13 protein-coding genes and 1 other RNA gene are annotated in these 16,386 nt (G+C 47.9%); 11 read left to right on the top strand and 3 right to left on the bottom strand.

Features of this window, described 5'->3' with window-relative positions; translation table 11 throughout:
* Positions 1-132: 132 nt before the first annotated feature.
* The 4 genes from smpB to MKY96_RS27915 all read left to right on the top strand — a co-directional run bounded on the left by smpB (position 133) and on the right by MKY96_RS27915 (position 3,089).
* Positions 133-612 carry an SsrA-binding protein SmpB gene (gene smpB / locus MKY96_RS27930; RefSeq protein WP_036690100.1) on the top strand — a complete coding sequence of 160 codons (480 nt, stop codon included), beginning with the start codon at positions 133-135 and terminating at the stop codon, positions 610-612.
* A gap of 203 nt (positions 613-815) precedes the next feature.
* Positions 816-1,180: a transfer-messenger RNA gene (gene ssrA / locus MKY96_RS27925) on the top strand.
* Positions 1,181-1,297: 117 nt separating this feature from the next.
* Positions 1,298-2,113, top strand: a complete 816-nt coding sequence (locus MKY96_RS27920; protein ID WP_340945600.1) for an Rpn family recombination-promoting nuclease/putative transposase — start codon at positions 1,298-1,300, stop codon at positions 2,111-2,113.
* A 190-nt stretch (positions 2,114-2,303) separates the two neighbouring features.
* Positions 2,304-3,089 carry a nucleotidyltransferase domain-containing protein gene (locus tag MKY96_RS27915; protein ID WP_340945597.1) on the top strand — a complete coding sequence of 262 codons (786 nt, stop codon included), beginning with the start codon at positions 2,304-2,306 and terminating at the stop codon, positions 3,087-3,089.
* On the opposite strand, the gene MKY96_RS27910 is transcribed toward MKY96_RS27915, so the two are convergent.
* Entirely contained in the window at positions 3,031-4,932 is a 1,902-nt protein-coding gene (locus tag MKY96_RS27910) for an alpha/beta fold hydrolase (protein WP_340945595.1), read from the bottom strand. The two genes, MKY96_RS27915 and MKY96_RS27910, sit on opposite strands and share 59 nt — an antisense overlap.
* A 61-nt stretch (positions 4,933-4,993) precedes the next feature.
* Positions 4,994-5,560, bottom strand: a complete 567-nt coding sequence (locus MKY96_RS27905; protein WP_340946783.1) for a TetR/AcrR family transcriptional regulator — start codon at positions 5,558-5,560, stop codon at positions 4,994-4,996.
* A gap of 129 nt (positions 5,561-5,689) precedes the next feature.
* Between MKY96_RS27905 and MKY96_RS27900 the strand changes: the two genes are divergently transcribed.
* The 3 genes from MKY96_RS27900 (at position 5,690) to MKY96_RS27890 (ending at position 9,122) form a co-directional block, all read left to right on the top strand.
* Positions 5,690-6,946 (top strand): mechanosensitive ion channel family protein, encoded by a 1,257-nt coding sequence (locus MKY96_RS27900; protein WP_340945592.1) that lies wholly within the window; start codon positions 5,690-5,692, stop codon positions 6,944-6,946.
* A 29-nt stretch (positions 6,947-6,975) separates the two neighbouring features.
* Positions 6,976-7,815, top strand: a complete 840-nt coding sequence (locus MKY96_RS27895; RefSeq protein WP_340946781.1) for an Rpn family recombination-promoting nuclease/putative transposase — start codon at positions 6,976-6,978, stop codon at positions 7,813-7,815.
* 389 nt (positions 7,816-8,204) lie between these two features.
* A complete protein-coding gene (locus tag MKY96_RS27890; RefSeq protein ID WP_340945589.1) occupies positions 8,205-9,122 on the top strand; it encodes a VOC family protein in 918 nt (305 codons plus the stop codon).
* 98 nt (positions 9,123-9,220) lie between these two features.
* Here the strand turns inward: MKY96_RS27890 and MKY96_RS27885 are convergent, their stop codons facing one another.
* Positions 9,221-11,551, bottom strand: a complete 2,331-nt coding sequence (locus tag MKY96_RS27885; RefSeq protein WP_340945587.1) for an AraC family transcriptional regulator — start codon at positions 11,549-11,551, stop codon at positions 9,221-9,223.
* Positions 11,552-11,807: 256 nt separating this feature from the next.
* On the opposite strand from MKY96_RS27885, the gene MKY96_RS27880 reads away from it, so the two are divergent.
* The 4 genes from MKY96_RS27880 to MKY96_RS27865 are packed head-to-tail and all read left to right on the top strand — an operon-like array spanning position 11,808 to position 16,291.
* Positions 11,808-12,746, top strand: a complete 939-nt coding sequence (locus MKY96_RS27880) for an ABC transporter permease (RefSeq protein ID WP_340945582.1) — start codon at positions 11,808-11,810, stop codon at positions 12,744-12,746.
* 10 nt (positions 12,747-12,756) lie between these two features.
* Entirely contained in the window at positions 12,757-13,641 is an 885-nt protein-coding gene (locus MKY96_RS27875) for a carbohydrate ABC transporter permease (RefSeq protein ID WP_340945579.1), read from the top strand.
* Between the two features lie 40 nt (positions 13,642-13,681).
* Positions 13,682-15,214: an ABC transporter substrate-binding protein gene (locus MKY96_RS27870; RefSeq protein WP_340945577.1), complete on the top strand. Its 1,533-nt coding sequence runs from the start codon at positions 13,682-13,684 to the stop codon at positions 15,212-15,214.
* A 30-nt stretch (positions 15,215-15,244) separates the two neighbouring features.
* Positions 15,245-16,291, top strand: a complete 1,047-nt coding sequence (locus tag MKY96_RS27865) for a glycoside hydrolase family 130 protein (protein WP_340945573.1) — start codon at positions 15,245-15,247, stop codon at positions 16,289-16,291.
* The last annotated feature ends 95 nt before the right edge of the window (positions 16,292-16,386 follow it).

Below are 16,386 nucleotides of genomic sequence, written 5' to 3'. Positions count from 1 at the left end.
TAATAAGGAATTGGCATCATAAGACCGGAGTATAGGGCGATCCTTCCTTGCGCTGGCAGCTCCGCTTTTGATACAATATAGACCTGGTGTCCGTGAAGGATTGCCGGGAATTCGATTCAAGGAGTGACGCTCATGGGTAAAAAAGCAGACGGGAAAGTGCTCGCCCAGAACAAAAAAGCTTCCCATGACTATTTTATTGAGGACACCTACGAAGCGGGTTTGGTTCTTACAGGAACAGAGATCAAATCGCTGCGTAATGGCCGCGCTAACATTGGGGATGCGTTTGCAACGATCCGTAATGGCGAGATTCATATCCACAACATGCATATCAGTCCTTTTGAACAGGGGAACCGTGCCAATCCTACCGACCCTACGCGCACACGTAAGCTGCTGATGCATAAGGAGCAGATACACAAGCTGCTGGGCTCGTCCAAACGGGATGGCTTCACCATTGTGCCGCTTAAGATTTATGTGCGTAATGGCTACGCCAAGCTGCTGATTGGTCTGGGTAAGGGGAAGAAGGAATACGATAAACGGGATTCCGCCGCGAAGCGGGACGCCCAGCGTGATATCCAACGTGTGCTGCGCGACAAACAGAAGGTAGCCAGATAGACTGACTTCTGCACCCGGCGACAGGTAGTTCCAGATTCAACCTTCAATTCCTTTAACCTGCGTGTTAAAGTGTTGATAAATGTGCTATACTGGGTAAGTAGATTTTTTGCTTCTGAACAGCCATCTTAAGTCAGATCGCTGTGTACCGGATCAGCATTTGTGCTTGTCATTGATCCGTTAATCCGAAGCGCCCTTTCTAATGAGGGGCCGTTCTTGGATTCGACGGGGATAGTTCGAGCATGAGTAGCGAGTAGTGGGGACGCGTCCGCTTCATCAACGCTAAAGCCTATTAAACGGCAAACAACAAAACAACTACGCTTTCGCAGCCTAAGAAACTGTGTGCGTGCTTCTACTCTGCATCGTCCATGTGACAGGGCTAGGGGCTAACAAATAGTGGAATACGCTGTCTCATCTCCGCCTGGGGTGAGCTGAAGAAGATAATCAGGCTGACCCGAAGGGAACCCGGTTACGGGGGGCTTCTAGGGTGACATCAAAACTGTAACTACACTCGTAGAAGCTTATGTGCCGTTATCTTCGGACAGGGGTTCGACTCCCCTCGGCTCCATATGGAGTATCAGTGAAAGACACCTTAATCGGTGTCTTTTTTCGTTATAGGTATTTTCCTTCTAAGCCCATTTCAAATGAAAAATGTTATAATAAATATTAAAGAATGGAGCTGATGCCGATGGAATTACTCGACCCGCGTGTGGATTTTGTGTTCAAACGGATATTTGGCAGCGAGAATAATAAGGATGTGCTGCTGGCGTTTCTTAACCGCATTTTTACAGAGGCTGGCGGGCCGCCGCTGACCGAGATCATTCTAATGAATCCCTATACGGACAAAGACGATCCACTCGACAAACAATCCATCTTTGATGTTTATGCCAAGACTTCTGAAGGTAAACTAATTGATATAGAGATGCAGTTATTTAATAAATACGACATAGAGAAAAGAACACTCTTTTACTGGAGTAAACGTTATGCGAGTCAACTCAGTGAGGGTGAGAAGTATCTAGAGTTGAAAAAATGCGTGACGATCAACATTTTGAATTATTCGTTCTTGAAGAATGACCAGTACCATAACATATTTCATCTGCGGGAAGACCGGACAGGGATATCCTTAATCGAAGATATTGAAGTTCATTTCCTGGAGCTGCCGAAGCTGGATGATCATAATGTTCCTTCTGAAGGCGGACTAATTAATTGGCTGTTGTTCCTGAAAGGTGCCGATATATCACAATGGGAGGTGCTGAAGATGAATGAGCCGGGTTTGGAAAAGGCAATGGATACTCTGCAATATTTGAGTCAGGATTCAGAGGCCAGACGGTTGTATGAGGCCAGACAGAAGTATTTACATGATGAAGCTTCTATGCTGGGAAGTGCAGAACTAGCAGGTATAAAGAAAGTGGCTGAAAATATGCTTGCCATGAATCTGGACATAAAGACGATTGCAAAGGCCACTGGATTAACAGAGCAGGAGATCAATGCTTTGAGGAAGTAAAAAATGTGGGAGCATCCAATGTGAGGGTGCTCCCTTTTTTTGTTACTAACGATGCCTTCCTTTATTAGGGGTGATGATTGATTCATTCGGGGGATTGCGGGAATTTCAAAAGTGGAATATTATTTACTTATGATTAACGTATTGGCTTACTAATTAATGTTTATATTAATTTAATTGGAGTGGATGTATTATGTATCCCCATCATCAAGCTGCCATTGATGCCATCACCAACAAGCTTAAAGCCAGACCCGACGTACAAGGGATCATCATCGGAGGTTCCGTGGCGCATGGCTTTGCGGGCGAAACCTCTGATATCGACATTATGATCGTCCTTTCTGAAGAGGATTACCAGAAAGCTTGTTCCATCCATAATCTTGGGTATTTCGAAACGGAATCCTGTTCTTATGAAGGCGGTTACGTGGACGGGAAAGTTGTATCCGCTTCCTACATCAAGCAAGTGGCCGAATCCGGCAGCGATCCTGCTAAGTTCGCATTCCAGGATGCGTTCGTCACGTATTCCAATATTGAGGGGCTCAAACAGTTGGTCCAAGACGCTCCCCGATATCCGGTGGAGAAAAAGGCTGAGAACATGCAGAAGTTCTATGCACAATTCGAAACCTGGAAATGGTATTATTACGAAGGACTGAAACGAAACAATCGTTTATTAATCGACTACTGTTTGACCCACTATGCCTTTTTCGCAGGTAGGTTGATTTTGGTACACAACGAAATGCTGTTCCCTTCTTATAAGTGGTTCTTAAAGGTTCTGGAAGGTGCCCAAAAGAAGCCGGAGAATTTGTTGGCGGACATCCATCGGGTACTGGAAGAACGAACGCCGGAAGCCGTCGAGAATCTGTACGAGAGTATTGTGGAATTTAGTAACTGGTATCAGGCAGAGCATCATTGGACGGTTCAGTTCATGATGGATAGCCAGCTGAACTGGATGGACGGACCGGTTCCGGTTCTCGATTTATAAACAGTTCCGCTAACACATAACCAGCCGTCTCCGTCGGATGGTTAAGAGGAAAATGATGACCATACGGAACAACATCAACCTTACCAAGCTGCACTGGAGCAGAATAGCGCCGATCTTGATCGCCCCAGATAATATGAAGATTAGACCCCGGTACTTTGGTGAAATCACTCTGATAGTTTTTCAATAGAAAACGGTTGAGCTGAAGAGTGGTATTTAAAATTCTAGGCGAAGTGAAGCTACTGCGTACTTTGGCAATATAATGTTTCGGAATGCTCTCTGTGGTTTCAAACAGACCATGACCAATTAAATAACGTTCTAATGAATTAGCCGTTGCTAACTTTAATGCCCATTTGTTCAACAATTGAGGAGCATTGAACGATTTAGAATTTTTTTTGGCAACAGGCGGCTGAAGTAAAGTAATCGTATTCTTCGTATCCAGGTACTCTCGTGCTAACGCTTCCAGCAGAATAACCGCTCCGAAGGAGTGGCCAATCCAATGCGCGCCATGAGTAGCTTTTTCTAATAACTTTTTCACTAAATTCAGATAGAGATCCAGAAGATTCTTCTCCCGCTTAAAAGGGGAACGTCCTAAACCCGGGAGATCCGGAATCCATACCGGTTTACCTGTTTTTTCGTGAAGCTCTAGTCCTAAGGGAAATAAATCGGCTCCATCACTGAGCAAACCGTGGAATAAAATAAAGGGCCTGCCCTCTCCTTGTATTTGATACATCACAATGTTTCCGATTAAGGTTCGTTCAAATGTATGATTATGCTGGTCATTTGGGTACATCAAGCGATAATCCAAATCTGCGGCTACGGCCGGGAAAAAATTCATCACACTCGTCTTAGTAAACCAATCTTCCCCCATGATTTTTTTCGGTAAATCATTTGAAAACGTTCTATTTGTAATAAAATTCAGTCCATCCGATGGAATATGTGTGATTTTACTGATTCCACTGTTCATAAGTGCCTTCATGAAGCGAAGGGGCACAGAGATTGTAGGTGCTGCCATATTCATACTTTCTGACATAACGCCTAATAATTCAGATATATCCGGATCATGCTGGTTGTCTGGAACAAGTGTGTAGGTTTGAATAGACGATGGCTCCAGTTTAACAACCTGAACAATAAACTTCGCTAGCGCATCGTTTGAAATAAGCGGTAATTTATACCCTTTGCCTCCAGGAATAACTGGCATCAGCCCTCTTCGCATACTCTCCACAAGCAAGCCTAAGCCGGCTACCTGCTCCGTACTCCCTGTTGTACTGCTGCCGACTACAGTTGGCGGATTAATCACAGACAGCGGATAGCCTATTGCCGATGCCTGCTGGCGAATATACAGATCTGCTAGAAATTTTGTTCGTTCATACGGATTTTTTATTTTCAAATAGTCGTGCCCTTCTTGGAACACATCAATCGCAACCTTGCTATTAGTATCATCAAAGGGGGACATATATCCAACAACATGAATAAATTGCTGCAACCCCTTCAATTGATGGATGCGTTTAGCGAATTCACTGATATGATTGGCGCCGTTTAAAAATACAGAGGTTGCCTCCTGCGTTGTCGCTTGAATATCCATTTGTCCGCCTGCGTGAATAATAACATCCGTGCTCGATACCCTCTCTTTATCTTCATCACTTAGACCTAAATCTGGTTTCGTCAGATCACCTTCGATAAAGTGCATCGCTGCTTCGTTAAAAATACCTTTTTCCTGAAAAGCACATGTGGCTTTACCTTTCGACCTCACTAAAAGAAAAATCATAACCTCCTCTTTCAGAAGCTCCTCCACGAGTTGCCTCCCGATAAAGCCTGTTCCACCTGTTATGAATATCGTCCTCATATCATCCGCTCTCCTTTTTAGTACTAAGTGGTACTAGTTTTGTGCAAAAAAAATGCTTCGCTTATCGAAGCAAGTTAAAAAAGTGGCTGGCTGTTTGCGTGATCACCGTTGCATCCTTCAATGTCTCTGCAAGAAACAGCGCTCCTTCCAGATTCGTTATAAAAAGTGCCGCTACCTCATCAATATGAATCGTATCTCTAAACTCGCCTTTTTCTGCTCCTTGCTTAAGTAATAGAGAGATTTTCATTTGTAATCCTGTGAAAAAGAGACCTATTTTTTCTTTGATGTGCGTAGCTTGTGCCGGAGTTTGAATGTAAAGGGTAATAAACGGACAGCTCCCCTTATACTCTCTGGACTGAACTCCCTGCGATAAATGCTTTAAAAACATCTGGACACGCTCTTCAACGGATAATTGGTTCCGGGAAAGGATTTCATCCATTGCACGCTCATACGTTTCAATCCAATAATCCACGACCCCTGCTAACAACTCTTCCTTATCAGCGAAGTGATAATAGACATTAGATTTGGACACTTTGCTTACACGTACTAATTCATCCATGCTGGTATAAGCAAATCCCTTTTCTAAAAATAAGGCTGCCGCGACTTCAAGCACACGTTTTTGATTCATTACTTTTACCTTTGTCATGACTAGAACTATACAGTACTAATTCGAGTGGTGCAAGTATTTTTATTTTTGCATAACCCCTAACAATCCTCTATAATTGTAGGCTACTATGCACCCAGTCAGGAGGAAATGATGAATTTTATACAAGAGCACCTAGCAGGATATGGAATGAGCGAGCAGATGGTTGTGTATCTCTCGAACATCATTATGGTTTTATGTATTGCCTTACTCTCTATAGTGGCTAATCTTGTTGCCAAAAAAATCGTACTGAGGATCATCATCCATATTATTAATAACAACCGGTATACGTGGGATAATATCTTTTTGGAGAAAAAAGTATTTCACAAGCTGTCGCATCTCGCTCCGGCCTTTATCATTTATTACGCCGCGCCTATTTTTCCGCTGTATCAGTCTTTCATTGTAAAGTTCGCCTTAGCTTATATGATTATTGTAACGATCACGGTGTTTAATGCCCTGCTTGATGCTATCGATGCTATTTATCGTACGTATGAAGTGTCCAAGATGAGACCGATCAGAGGCTACATTCAGGTTGCGAAGATTATACTGTATATTATTGGTGCGATTGTGGTGATTTCTAACCTCATGGGTCAGAATCCGCTAATTCTGCTTAGTGGACTGGGCGCGTTATCCGCTGTTCTGATGCTAGTCTTCAAAGATTCGATATTGGGCCTCGTGGCAGGTATTCAATTATCTTCTAACGATATGGTTCGTGTAGGCGACTGGATTGAAATGCCTAAATATAATGCCGACGGCAATGTAATTGATATTACGCTGAATACGGTAAAGGTGATGAATTTCGATAAAACCATTACCATGATTCCGAGCTATGCCCTGATCTCAGACTCTTTTAAAAATTGGCGGGGGATGGAAGCCTCCGGGGGCAGAAGGATTAAACGAAGTGTCTGTATTGATACAAGCAGCATATGTTTCTGTACCAAAGAAATGATTGAGGAGTTCCAAAAGGTTCACTATCTTAGCGATTATGTCCTGACCAGAGTAGATGAAATTAACGCCTATAATATGGAACATCATATCAATAGGGAGAGCAAAGTGAATGGGCGACAGTTAACGAATATCGGGGTGTTCCGGGAATATGTCCAAGAATATCTGCGCAATCATCCCAAAATTCATAAGGATATGACGCTCATTGTCAGGCAGTTAGCACCAGGAGACAGCGGACTCCCTTTAGAAATTTATGCGTTCAGCAATGAGACTACCTGGGGTGTGTATGAGTCCGTCCAGTCGGATATCTTTGATCACATTTTTGCGATTATCCCTCTGTTTGGACTTCGCGTTTTCCAGAACCCGACGGGCCAGGATATTGTTAATTTAAAAGAAAGGGTAATTACTTCGCATTATTTGGCATGATATAATATGGGGGAATGGAGTTGATGCTGATGCAGGATTTACTTGACCCTCGCGTTGATTTGATCTTCAAACGTATCTTTGGAAGTGAACATAACAAGGATGTATTGTTGGCATTTCTAAATAGTACATTCCGGGAAGCCGGAGAGCCGGCACTGACTGAGATTGTGCTGTTGAATCCTTACACAGAGGCTGACAGTCCTGATGATAAGCAGTCCATTATGGATATTAAAGCGAAGACCGCAGACGGCCAACTCATTAATATTGAAATGCAATTGTTTAACCCTTACCATATGGAGAAGCGGACGTTGTTCTATTGGAGTGAGATGTATTACCATCAGATTCCTAAGGGCAGCAACTATAATACACTGAAGAAATGTGTAACCATCAATATTCTGAACTACTCTTGCCTCAAAAATGATCGCTACCATAGCGTTTTTCACCTACGGGAAGATCATACCGGAATTTCTTTGTTGGACGATATTGAGATACATGTCATTGAGTTGACGAAACTAGATGAACATTCGGTGTCGCTTGAGGAAGGCGGGCTGGTCAATTGGCTGCTGTTCCTAAAAGGTGTGGACAAATCAAACTGGGAGGTGTTGGCGATGAATGAACCAATGTTAAAGAAAGCAATGGATACGTTGGAATTCTTGAGTCAAGATACCGTAGCCAGAATGGAGTATCAAGCTCGTATGAAAGCCCTGAGCGATGAGAAGACGCGTATTGAGGGGGCTAGAGCGGAGGGGGAGCGTAAGAAAGCTGAGGAAATTGCCGGGAAATTACTGGCGATGGGGTTAGAGGTTGAAACTATTGCACAAGCCTCGGGTCTCTCAGTACAGGAAGTAAAGGCATTAAGTCCACTGCAATAGTACAGTTTTCAGATAAGAGTAAAGCCAGCCTGATTGTGTGGGCTGGCTTTTTCTCTCCTATCCTACAACTCTGCCCCCCGATACCCCATCTTCCGGTAACCCTTCACCCGTTTCTTGAACATCCCCATCAGCATGGGGACCTGGAGGTCGATATAATCGTATATTCTAACTTCTTCTTTGTTGGCATGGCTCCGGTGCAGGCGGCCGCATATTGCTGTAGGGTTGAATAGACGATGTCTCCCGCTTAACTACCTGAACAATAAACTTCGCCATCGTTTGCAATAAGCGGTAAAATAAAGAATAAAGCAGTCTCCCTGTAGTGTATAATAAAGCAAATTAAAGTCCCTATCCCTGGATCGGAACGGACAGGAAGCTGAGGAGGAATCGTTGTGGCCAGCATCAGACAGAGAATTGTCCCGCATCTATGGTATGACAAGGAGGCGGCAGAAGCCGCCCGCTTTTATGCTTCTGTGTTCCCGGAGTCCAAGGTAACGAGTGTGACCACCCTTCAGGATACGCCGTCCGGCGATGCGGATCAGGTCTCTTTTGAGGTCTGGGGGCAGCCATTCATGGCGATTAGCGGGGGTCCGTATTTCAAGCTGAATCCGGCTGTATCTTTCTTTGTGAATTTTGATCCTTCACGCGAACAGGATGCAGCAGGCAGACTGGGTGAGGTGTGGGACAAGCTGTCGGAAGGCGGTACCGCCTTGATGCCGCTTGGCAAGTATCCATTCAGTGAGCGGTACGGCTGGATTCAGGATAAGTTCGGAGTGTCCTGGCAGCTGATTCTAACGAACCCGGCAGGGGAGGAGCGGCCTGCAATTATTCCTTCCCTGCTGTTCGTCGGGGATCAATGCGGGAGGGCGGAGGAGGCGATGTCCTTCTATCTGTCTGTATTCAAGGATTCACGGCAAGGTCTTCTTACCCGCTACCCTGCGGGCTCTGCGCCGGATCAGGAAGGAACGGTGATGTTCGCGGACTTCATGCTGGAGAATCTGTGGTTCACGGTCATGGATAGTGCGCATAATCATCAGTTCAGCTTCAATGAAGCCGTCTCCTTTATGGTATCATGCGATTCTCAGGAAGAGATTGACTACTACTGGGACAAGCTGTCCGCAGTTCCTGAAGCCGAGCAATGCGGCTGGCTGAAGGATGCTTTCGGCATCTCCTGGCAGATTGTTCCCGCAGAGATGAACGAGATGATGGAGAAGGGCACACCGGAGCAGCTGGCGCGTGTGACGAAGGCTTTTCTGCAGATGAAGAAGTTCCAGCTTGCGGAGCTGCGTAAGGCCTATAAGGGAGAATAAGAGCGGCAACTTGCTGGAATACCAACACAAGCGATAAGGAACACATCCTTATCGCTTCTTTGCGCGCAAATATAAGAATGTATAGGTTTCACTTGCCCTCACACCTTTCCCCCGCCCTCCCCCGCCCGGTACTTCTTCCGGTACTGGGCCGGTGTCATGCCGTACACCTTCTTGAAGCTGGAATAGAAGGTGTTCAGGGACGAGAAGCCGAAATGCTGGACGATGGGCTCGATCGGGGAGTCGGAGGCAATGAGCTCCTGGCAGATGAAGGTCAGCCGCTTCTCCGATATTTTGTCGGTGATGGACTGGTTGGTCTCTGCTTTATATAGGCTGCGGAAATAATTGACCGACAAGCCCAGGTGATCAGCCAGCATGGTGGCAGACAGATTCGGATCGGTGAGATGACTCTCCATGAACTGGTCCACTTGTGAGATCAGGGCGATATTCTTGGATTGGCTGCGCGCGGCTGCAATGTCTTCGAGCGTCTTGGTAATTAAGGCCTCCATCCAAGGCGTGACGTTATCTATTGTCTCCTGCTGGATGATCTGCTTCTCGATGGACGTTAGCCCCCACGAGCTGGGCAGCGGCTGAGCCGAATGCTCCTGGATGAGCCGGCGGATGTTCATGAACAAGGTGATGAGGGACATTTTGCATTCAAAATATGGAAGTTCCCGCAGCCTCACTACCGCGGAGCGCAGGACCTCCAGAATGACGGGGGCCTCCCCCTTGAGAATGGCCTGGGCGATCTGCCGCTCCTGGCTCACAGGCAAATGATACAATTCCCCGGGTGCATCCGGCAGCCATGCCTTGACGATAAGCGAGCGGTGTCCGAAGCGGAACCGTTCTTGCGTCAGCTCATATGTCTCCAGATATACCTCGTGCATGTCGGTTAAGCCCGGCAAGGTCCGGCCCCAGGCAATGGTGGTGCCCACGGACAAATATTGCTGGATTAATTGCTGGGAGCCTTGCAGCTCCTTCACGAATTCCTCGGATAAGGGAGCCGATAAGATGACAGCCACGTGGTCGTCTCCCATATCGACCGTTTGCAGTTTGTGCCTGGACGCTTGCAGCGACTCTTGAATGATATTGGACATGGCGAACCGCAGCAGACGCCGGTCCTTCTCCGGGTATACTCCCGAGAATTCTGCGAAGTGGTCGATCCGGAAGATCGCTACGGATAGCTGATCTGTCGGCAGATCAATCCCCCATTCCAAGAATTGAGCGCTGATCTCCTCTGCCGAGTGATAAGTCTCCCCCAGAAAATCCCTTAGGAATCGCTCTCGGCCCAGAAATTTATTATGCCGCCATTGCTCGGTAAGCTCGTGAATCTGATTATGCTGCGAGGTAAAGACACTCGATAGGTATTCCAGTTCATTGGCGTTTGCGCCAAGGCCCGGCTTCTCGGCCTGATGCTGCCGCATGACCCGGCTGATCAGCTCCTGAATGGGCGAGTATACCCGTTTGGAGATTAGAATAATCACCGCCAGGGAGGCCGCGAACAAGACGAGGAACAGGATCAGGCTGGTATTTCGCAGGACTGTGATTTTGCCCAGGATGGCGGACTTCGGTATCATCTCAATGAAGGTCCAATCCTGGATGCCCTTGATCGAGGAGTCGGCATACACCACCAGCTTCTCCCCCTGGCCATAGGGCTGGAACAGCTTCCAGCCGCTGGCGCCCTTCATTCCGTGGCTCCGGAGCTCTGCAATCTGCTGCGGACTCATGTCCGTGCTGCTGAAGATCGTCTCGTCGCGGTCATTCAGCACGGTGATGGATCTGCTGGCGAAGTTTGAATTGTTCTGAAGCAGGGTCATGAGATTATCCGTATCCACATTCATGACGAACGCAGAGATGGAACTGCCTTTTTCATAAAATCTGACAATGGTCAGCACGTCCTTGGGTGTATTCCCGGTAAGAGGGAGGGACAAGGTTCGCGGAATGAGCACGCTATGGTTCACTATATCCGGGTCACGTAAGCGCTTAAGTATATCCTGATCGTAAAAAGCGGCGGTATCATTTAACCCAAGCCTGGAGTCAACAACCGTATTCGTATAATCGTTAATGAGGTAGACAGAATCAATGGAGGGGTTGGCGTTCTTAATGTCCATCAGCTGGCTCCATACCTCATAGGTTTCGAAATCGCCGTAATGATCTGAAAGCGCATACACCTTAAGTGCACTGTCATTACTGGAGGAGAAGCTGAAATCAAGCGCCCATTCCATCAGCCGTGACGTATTCCGGGCTCCGTTCACCAAGAGGGATTCCGAATGATCTCCGATCTCGTGCAGCAGGGTCTTGGAGGATTGCCCATAGAGCAGTACGAAGGATACCCCCAGTACCAGAACGTTCGCACTGACAAAATAAAAAATAAGCTTCATATAAGTAGGGTGCCGCTTCAGCGATGCGAAGAGTGGTTGTCTGAATTTCATGGCGCTGGAACCTCCGTAATCATAACTGCCCGGCTCGTAATAAGTAGGTTTATTATAGCATAACGTGCATTTTCGTCTGCCAAATCGTTTGTTTTCGGAAGAGTGTTGTTTTTGGGAAGGCGGTAAATCTGCGCTTGCGGGAAGGATTGGAGCTTCTCGGAATTGCTCTGGCCGTAAGGGCTTGATAAGGTGACGGCATAGATAACGGGACCCTCTTGGGGCGGTTACCGGTCTTGAGGAAAGGGGGGATGTAAAGATGAACTACCAGCTTAACGCAGGTAGACGTTCAAAATGGAGGCATATCGTGCAGAATCCTTTTCTGTATGTAATGGCTGTACCGGGGCTGTTGTTCTTTCTCGTGTTCAGTTATTTGCCCATATACGGGATTATGATTGCCTTCAAAGACTATGATTTTGCCAAGGGGATCACGGGGAGTGACTGGGTAGGTTTTAGAAATTTTGATTACTTTTTTACATCAGATGACTTCTGGATTATTCTGCGGAACACACTGATGCTCAACGTGCTGTTTATTGTGTTTACGACAGCGGCTGCCGTTCTGATTGCACTCATGTTCAATGAGATCCGCAACAAGTATTTCAAACGGATCTCGCAGTCGCTTATTTTCCTTCCTTATTTCATGTCCTGGATTGTGATCGGAATGATTGTGCAATCCTTATTCGGCGGGGAAGAACCCATGATTAATGTCTGGCTGCACAATATCGGTATGGAACCGGTCAACTGGATGTTTGAGTCGAAGCTTTGGCCGTATATACTGACTGTGATCCGTGTATGGCAAGGCGCCGGTTATCTTTCGATCATTTTCCTGGCTTCCATTACGGGAATACCGGAGGATCTGTACGAGGCTGCCCGGATTGACGGAGCATCCAAGCTGCAGATTGTAACCCGCATTACATTGCCGCTGCTGGTGCCGACGATTATGATCATGACGCTGCTGGCCGTAGGCAAAATTTTCAATGGTGACTTTGCGATGATCTATGCGATCATTGGAGACAACTCCATGCTGTATCCGACTACGGACGTTATTGATACCTTTGTCTTCCGCTCGATGAGACAGCTGCACGATTTCGGCATGTCTTCGGCTGTAGGCCTGTTCCAGTCCATTATGGGGCTAATCTTCGTCATTGCCGCCAACTGGGTAACCCGGAGGGTATCTAAAGAATCTGCTTTATTCTAGGAGAGTAACTATGAGACAGAAACATAGCGCTGCGGATCGCACCTTTACGGCATTCGCCCATACGTTCATTTTGCTGTTCACTATATTTTGTCTGTTTCCTTTTCTGCTGATGATTGCCGGCTCGTTTACGGATGAGGAGGAGCTGATTGCGCACGGCTACACCTTATTTCCGCAAAAATTATCGCTGGCCGCTTATAAGGCGGTTCTGCAATCCGATGTATTGTTCAACGGCTATGGCGTCACCGTGTTCATTACGGTTGTCGGGGCCTTAAGCGCCCTGTGCATTTCGGCCATGCTCGGCTATTCACTGGCGAATAAACGGAATGTTCTGCAAACGCCTTTTCTGTTATTCTGCTACTTGCCTATGCTCTTCTCGGGAGGCATCATTCCGTTCTATATTGTGGTCAGCCAGTGGCTGCATTTGCAGAATACGATCTGGGTACTGATTCTAACCATGTTGTGCCAGCCATTCCTCGTCTTCCTGCTGGTCAGCTTCTTCCGCACCATTCCTGAGGAGCTGGAGGAAGCCGCCAGAATAGACGGAGCGAATGAGATGAGAGTGTTCTTCCAGATTATGATTCCGATCTCTAAGCCGATTCTGGCTTCTGTCGGTCTCTTCTATGCGCTGAGCTTCTGGAATGACTGGTTCATGGGACTGATGTTCATCGATAATGAGAAATTATTCCCGCTGCAGTTAATTCTGCGCCGGATGGTCTCCAATATGGAGGCGGCCAAGAATCTGATTCCTTCCGGTGCAGCGATTGCAGTGACACCACCAACTTATGGTGTGCGGATGGCGACAACTGTGCTGACCATCGGCCCGATTGTACTGCTGTATCCGATGCTTCAGAAATATTTTGTCAAAGGTCTAACGGTAGGAGCGGTAAAAGGGTAAGTTATTCAAATTGTGTCCATAGATATGGGAGGGTTATGAGATGAGGTTAAAAAGATGGTTTGGCACGGCAACAACAGCGGTATTGGTATCGTCACTGGTGCTCGCGGGCTGCGGGGGAAACACGAAAAATGAAGGCAATGCCGCGAATCCCCCGTCCAGTACAGACAGTGCAGCTCCTGCTGCCAAAGACATTGTGACGCTAAAGGCTTATTTCCCGGGAGATAAACCTGCGGGGTTCGATACTGTGCTGCAGGCGGTTAACGACAAGCTGAAAGCGGATAATATCGGAGCCGCCTTGAATGTCAATTTCATGCCATGGTCCGATTACGGGAATGCGGTATCCGTGAAGATGTCTGCCGGGGAAGAGTTCGATATGTATCTGGATGCTCCTTGGATATCCATGAACCAGATGATTGAGAGTAAATCTTTGATGGAGCTGGATGCGGCAGTGGCTGCACGGCCCGAGCTGAAGGCGTCCATTCCGGAGGAAATGTGGGAGTACAACAAGTTCGGCGGCAAAATTATGGGGGTTCCGCTCGGCACCACCCAAGGCCAGCTCTATGGCCTGCTGATCCGCAAGGACTTACGCGAGAAATACGGGCTTCCCGAGCTGAAAACGCTGGGTGACCTGGAGAAATTCCTGTATGCGGTCAAGGAAAATGAGAAAGACGTCAAGCCTTTTGTCATTAACGGAATTAAGGCGGATAAGCTGCCATTCATTCTGAGTGACTCTGCGAATCTGGCAAAGGATGAAGTGCTGGAGATTGGGGTCAACATGTTCTCGTATTCGATCAAGGATAAGAAGGTCATTGGCCAATGGGTGAGTCCGACGATTGCCGATGCCTATGAACGTGTCACCAAATATTATAAGGATGGAATTATCTCCAAGAATATTGCCCAGGAGCAAAATGCGGAGACGCTGTTCAAGCAAGGTAAATATGCGGCGACCTACTATGCAGCCGATGGTGTAGAAGGATTGAAATATTCGGAAATGCTGAAGGATGGCAGCGACAAGCTGGAGATCTTCATTCCGAACGGGGAGCAGGCCAAGCCTTATACGGCTTATCAGCAATGGAACTTCCTCTGTATACCGACGACTTCCAAGCATTCGGATACAGTTATGGATGTAATGAACTGGCTGTCGATTAAGGAGAACCATGATCTGATGGAATACGGCATTCAAGGGAAAGACTGGGAGCCTGTCGGCGATTCGAGCTATAAGGTACTGTCCGCGTATACCTTCCCTGGTTATGTGCTGACCTGGCGGCCGACGCTGAACCGTACACCTGACAACATGATGCCGGATGACAAGAAGTGGTTCGATTTCTCGACCAAGACATCCAACTTCACGCTGAGTCCAATTGCAGGCTTCAACTTCAACGCCGAGAAGGTAAAGACGGAATATGCCAAAATCACGCCGCTTCATGATTCGATCTTCCTGCCGCTCAGCCAAGGCCTGATCCCTGCGGAGGAAGGAAAGAAAACGATGGAGGATAAAATGGCCAGTCTCGGCGGGCAAAAAGTGATCGATGAAATTCAGGCTCAGATTGATGCCGTTACTTCCGGGAAATAACCGTACTTCACACAGAAAGAGGTCACTCCAATGAAAATAACACGCAGCGCGCATAATCCGCTGATTGAAGCCGGGGATGTTGTCCCCTCCCGTCCCGATTTCCGGGTGCTGGGTGCCTTCAATGCAGGCGTGGCGCAGCTACAGGATGAGACGATCCTCTTGCTGCGCGTTGCCGAAGCGCCGATATCGGACCAGGCGGACGAGGTGCTCGTTCCCCGGCTGAATGAGGCAGGGACGGAGGTGCAGGTGGAGCGTTACGACAAGAGCGATCCGGGCTATGATTTCTCCGACTCGCGCTTCGTAGCCAAGGACGGACAGACGGTCATGCTCACCTCCTTATCCCATCTGCGGGTAGCACGAAGCCGAGATGGCATTCATTTCGAGGTGGAGCCGCAACCGGCCCTGTTCCCGGAGCATCCTCTGGAAGCCTGGGGGATCGAAGATCCGCGGGTGACCCGGATCGGGGACACCTATTACATCACTTACAGCGCAGCCTCCGCGCGCGGTGTCGGTGTCGGGCTGGCGGAGACCAACGACTTCCGGACGTTCAAGCGGCGCGGGATGATGCTGCCTCCCGAGAATAAGGATGTCATGATTTTCCCCGAGAAAATTGGTGGCAAATACTACGCTCTGCATCGTCCGGTGCCGAAGTCATTCGGCGCACCCGAGATGTGGATCGCGGAATCGCCCGATCTGGATCATTGGGGGAACCACCGCTTCCTGATGGGACTCGGCGAGCAGGGCTGGGACTCGGCCCGTATGGGCGGCGGGGCGGTTCCGATTCGAACCGAACGCGGCTGGCTTGCGCTGTATCATGGCGCGGACAGCAGCCACCGTTATTGTATGGGAGCGGTGCTGCTGGATCTGGAGGACCCGTCCCGGGTCATTGCGAGATCGCGTGTCCCAGTATTGGAGCCGGAAGCTTCCTATGAGGTGAACGGATTCTTCGGCAAGGTCGTGTTCTCATGCGGAGCCCTGCTGCTGGACCAGACGGTCCGTATGTATTACGGAGCTGCGGACGAAGTGATGGCAGTGGCGGACATTCCCCTGGAGGATATATTAAGTACGCTGTGGTAAAAAGCTGGAGGCAGTGCAAGCTGCCTTCTTTCATCCGCTAAAAGGAAAGCGCTGTCAAAATAATGGCCCAGATAGCAAAGGAGCGTGTACATGAC

This window comes from Paenibacillus sp. FSL R7-0302 (assembly GCF_038006885.1).
Lineage (GTDB): Bacteria > Bacillota > Bacilli > Paenibacillales > Paenibacillaceae > Paenibacillus_AQ.
The sequence above is the reverse complement of the archived record's forward strand: the minus strand, read 5'-3'. Positions and strand labels throughout refer to the sequence as shown.

Coding starts and splice junctions, on each gene's coding strand:
- MKY96_RS27910 (WP_340945595.1), bottom strand. CDS start 4,932: ATGAGGACGATATTCATAACAGGTGGAACAGGCTTTATCGGGAGGCAA.
- MKY96_RS27870 (WP_340945577.1), top strand. CDS start 13,682: ATGAGGTTAAAAAGATGGTTTGGCACGGCAACAACAGCGGTATTGGTA.
- MKY96_RS27885 (WP_340945587.1), bottom strand. CDS start 11,551: ATGAAATTCAGACAACCACTCTTCGCATCGCTGAAGCGGCACCCTACT.
- MKY96_RS27905 (WP_340946783.1), bottom strand. CDS start 5,560: ATGAATCAAAAACGTGTGCTTGAAGTCGCGGCAGCCTTATTTTTAGAA.
- MKY96_RS27875 (WP_340945579.1), top strand. CDS start 12,757: ATGAGACAGAAACATAGCGCTGCGGATCGCACCTTTACGGCATTCGCC.
- MKY96_RS27895 (WP_340946781.1), top strand. CDS start 6,976: ATGCAGGATTTACTTGACCCTCGCGTTGATTTGATCTTCAAACGTATC.
- MKY96_RS27915 (WP_340945597.1), top strand. CDS start 2,304: ATGTATCCCCATCATCAAGCTGCCATTGATGCCATCACCAACAAGCTT.
- smpB (WP_036690100.1), top strand. CDS start 133: ATGGGTAAAAAAGCAGACGGGAAAGTGCTCGCCCAGAACAAAAAAGCT.
- MKY96_RS27900 (WP_340945592.1), top strand. CDS start 5,690: ATGAATTTTATACAAGAGCACCTAGCAGGATATGGAATGAGCGAGCAG.
- MKY96_RS27920 (WP_340945600.1), top strand. CDS start 1,298: ATGGAATTACTCGACCCGCGTGTGGATTTTGTGTTCAAACGGATATTT.
- MKY96_RS27880 (WP_340945582.1), top strand. CDS start 11,808: ATGAACTACCAGCTTAACGCAGGTAGACGTTCAAAATGGAGGCATATC.
- MKY96_RS27865 (WP_340945573.1), top strand. CDS start 15,245: ATGAAAATAACACGCAGCGCGCATAATCCGCTGATTGAAGCCGGGGAT.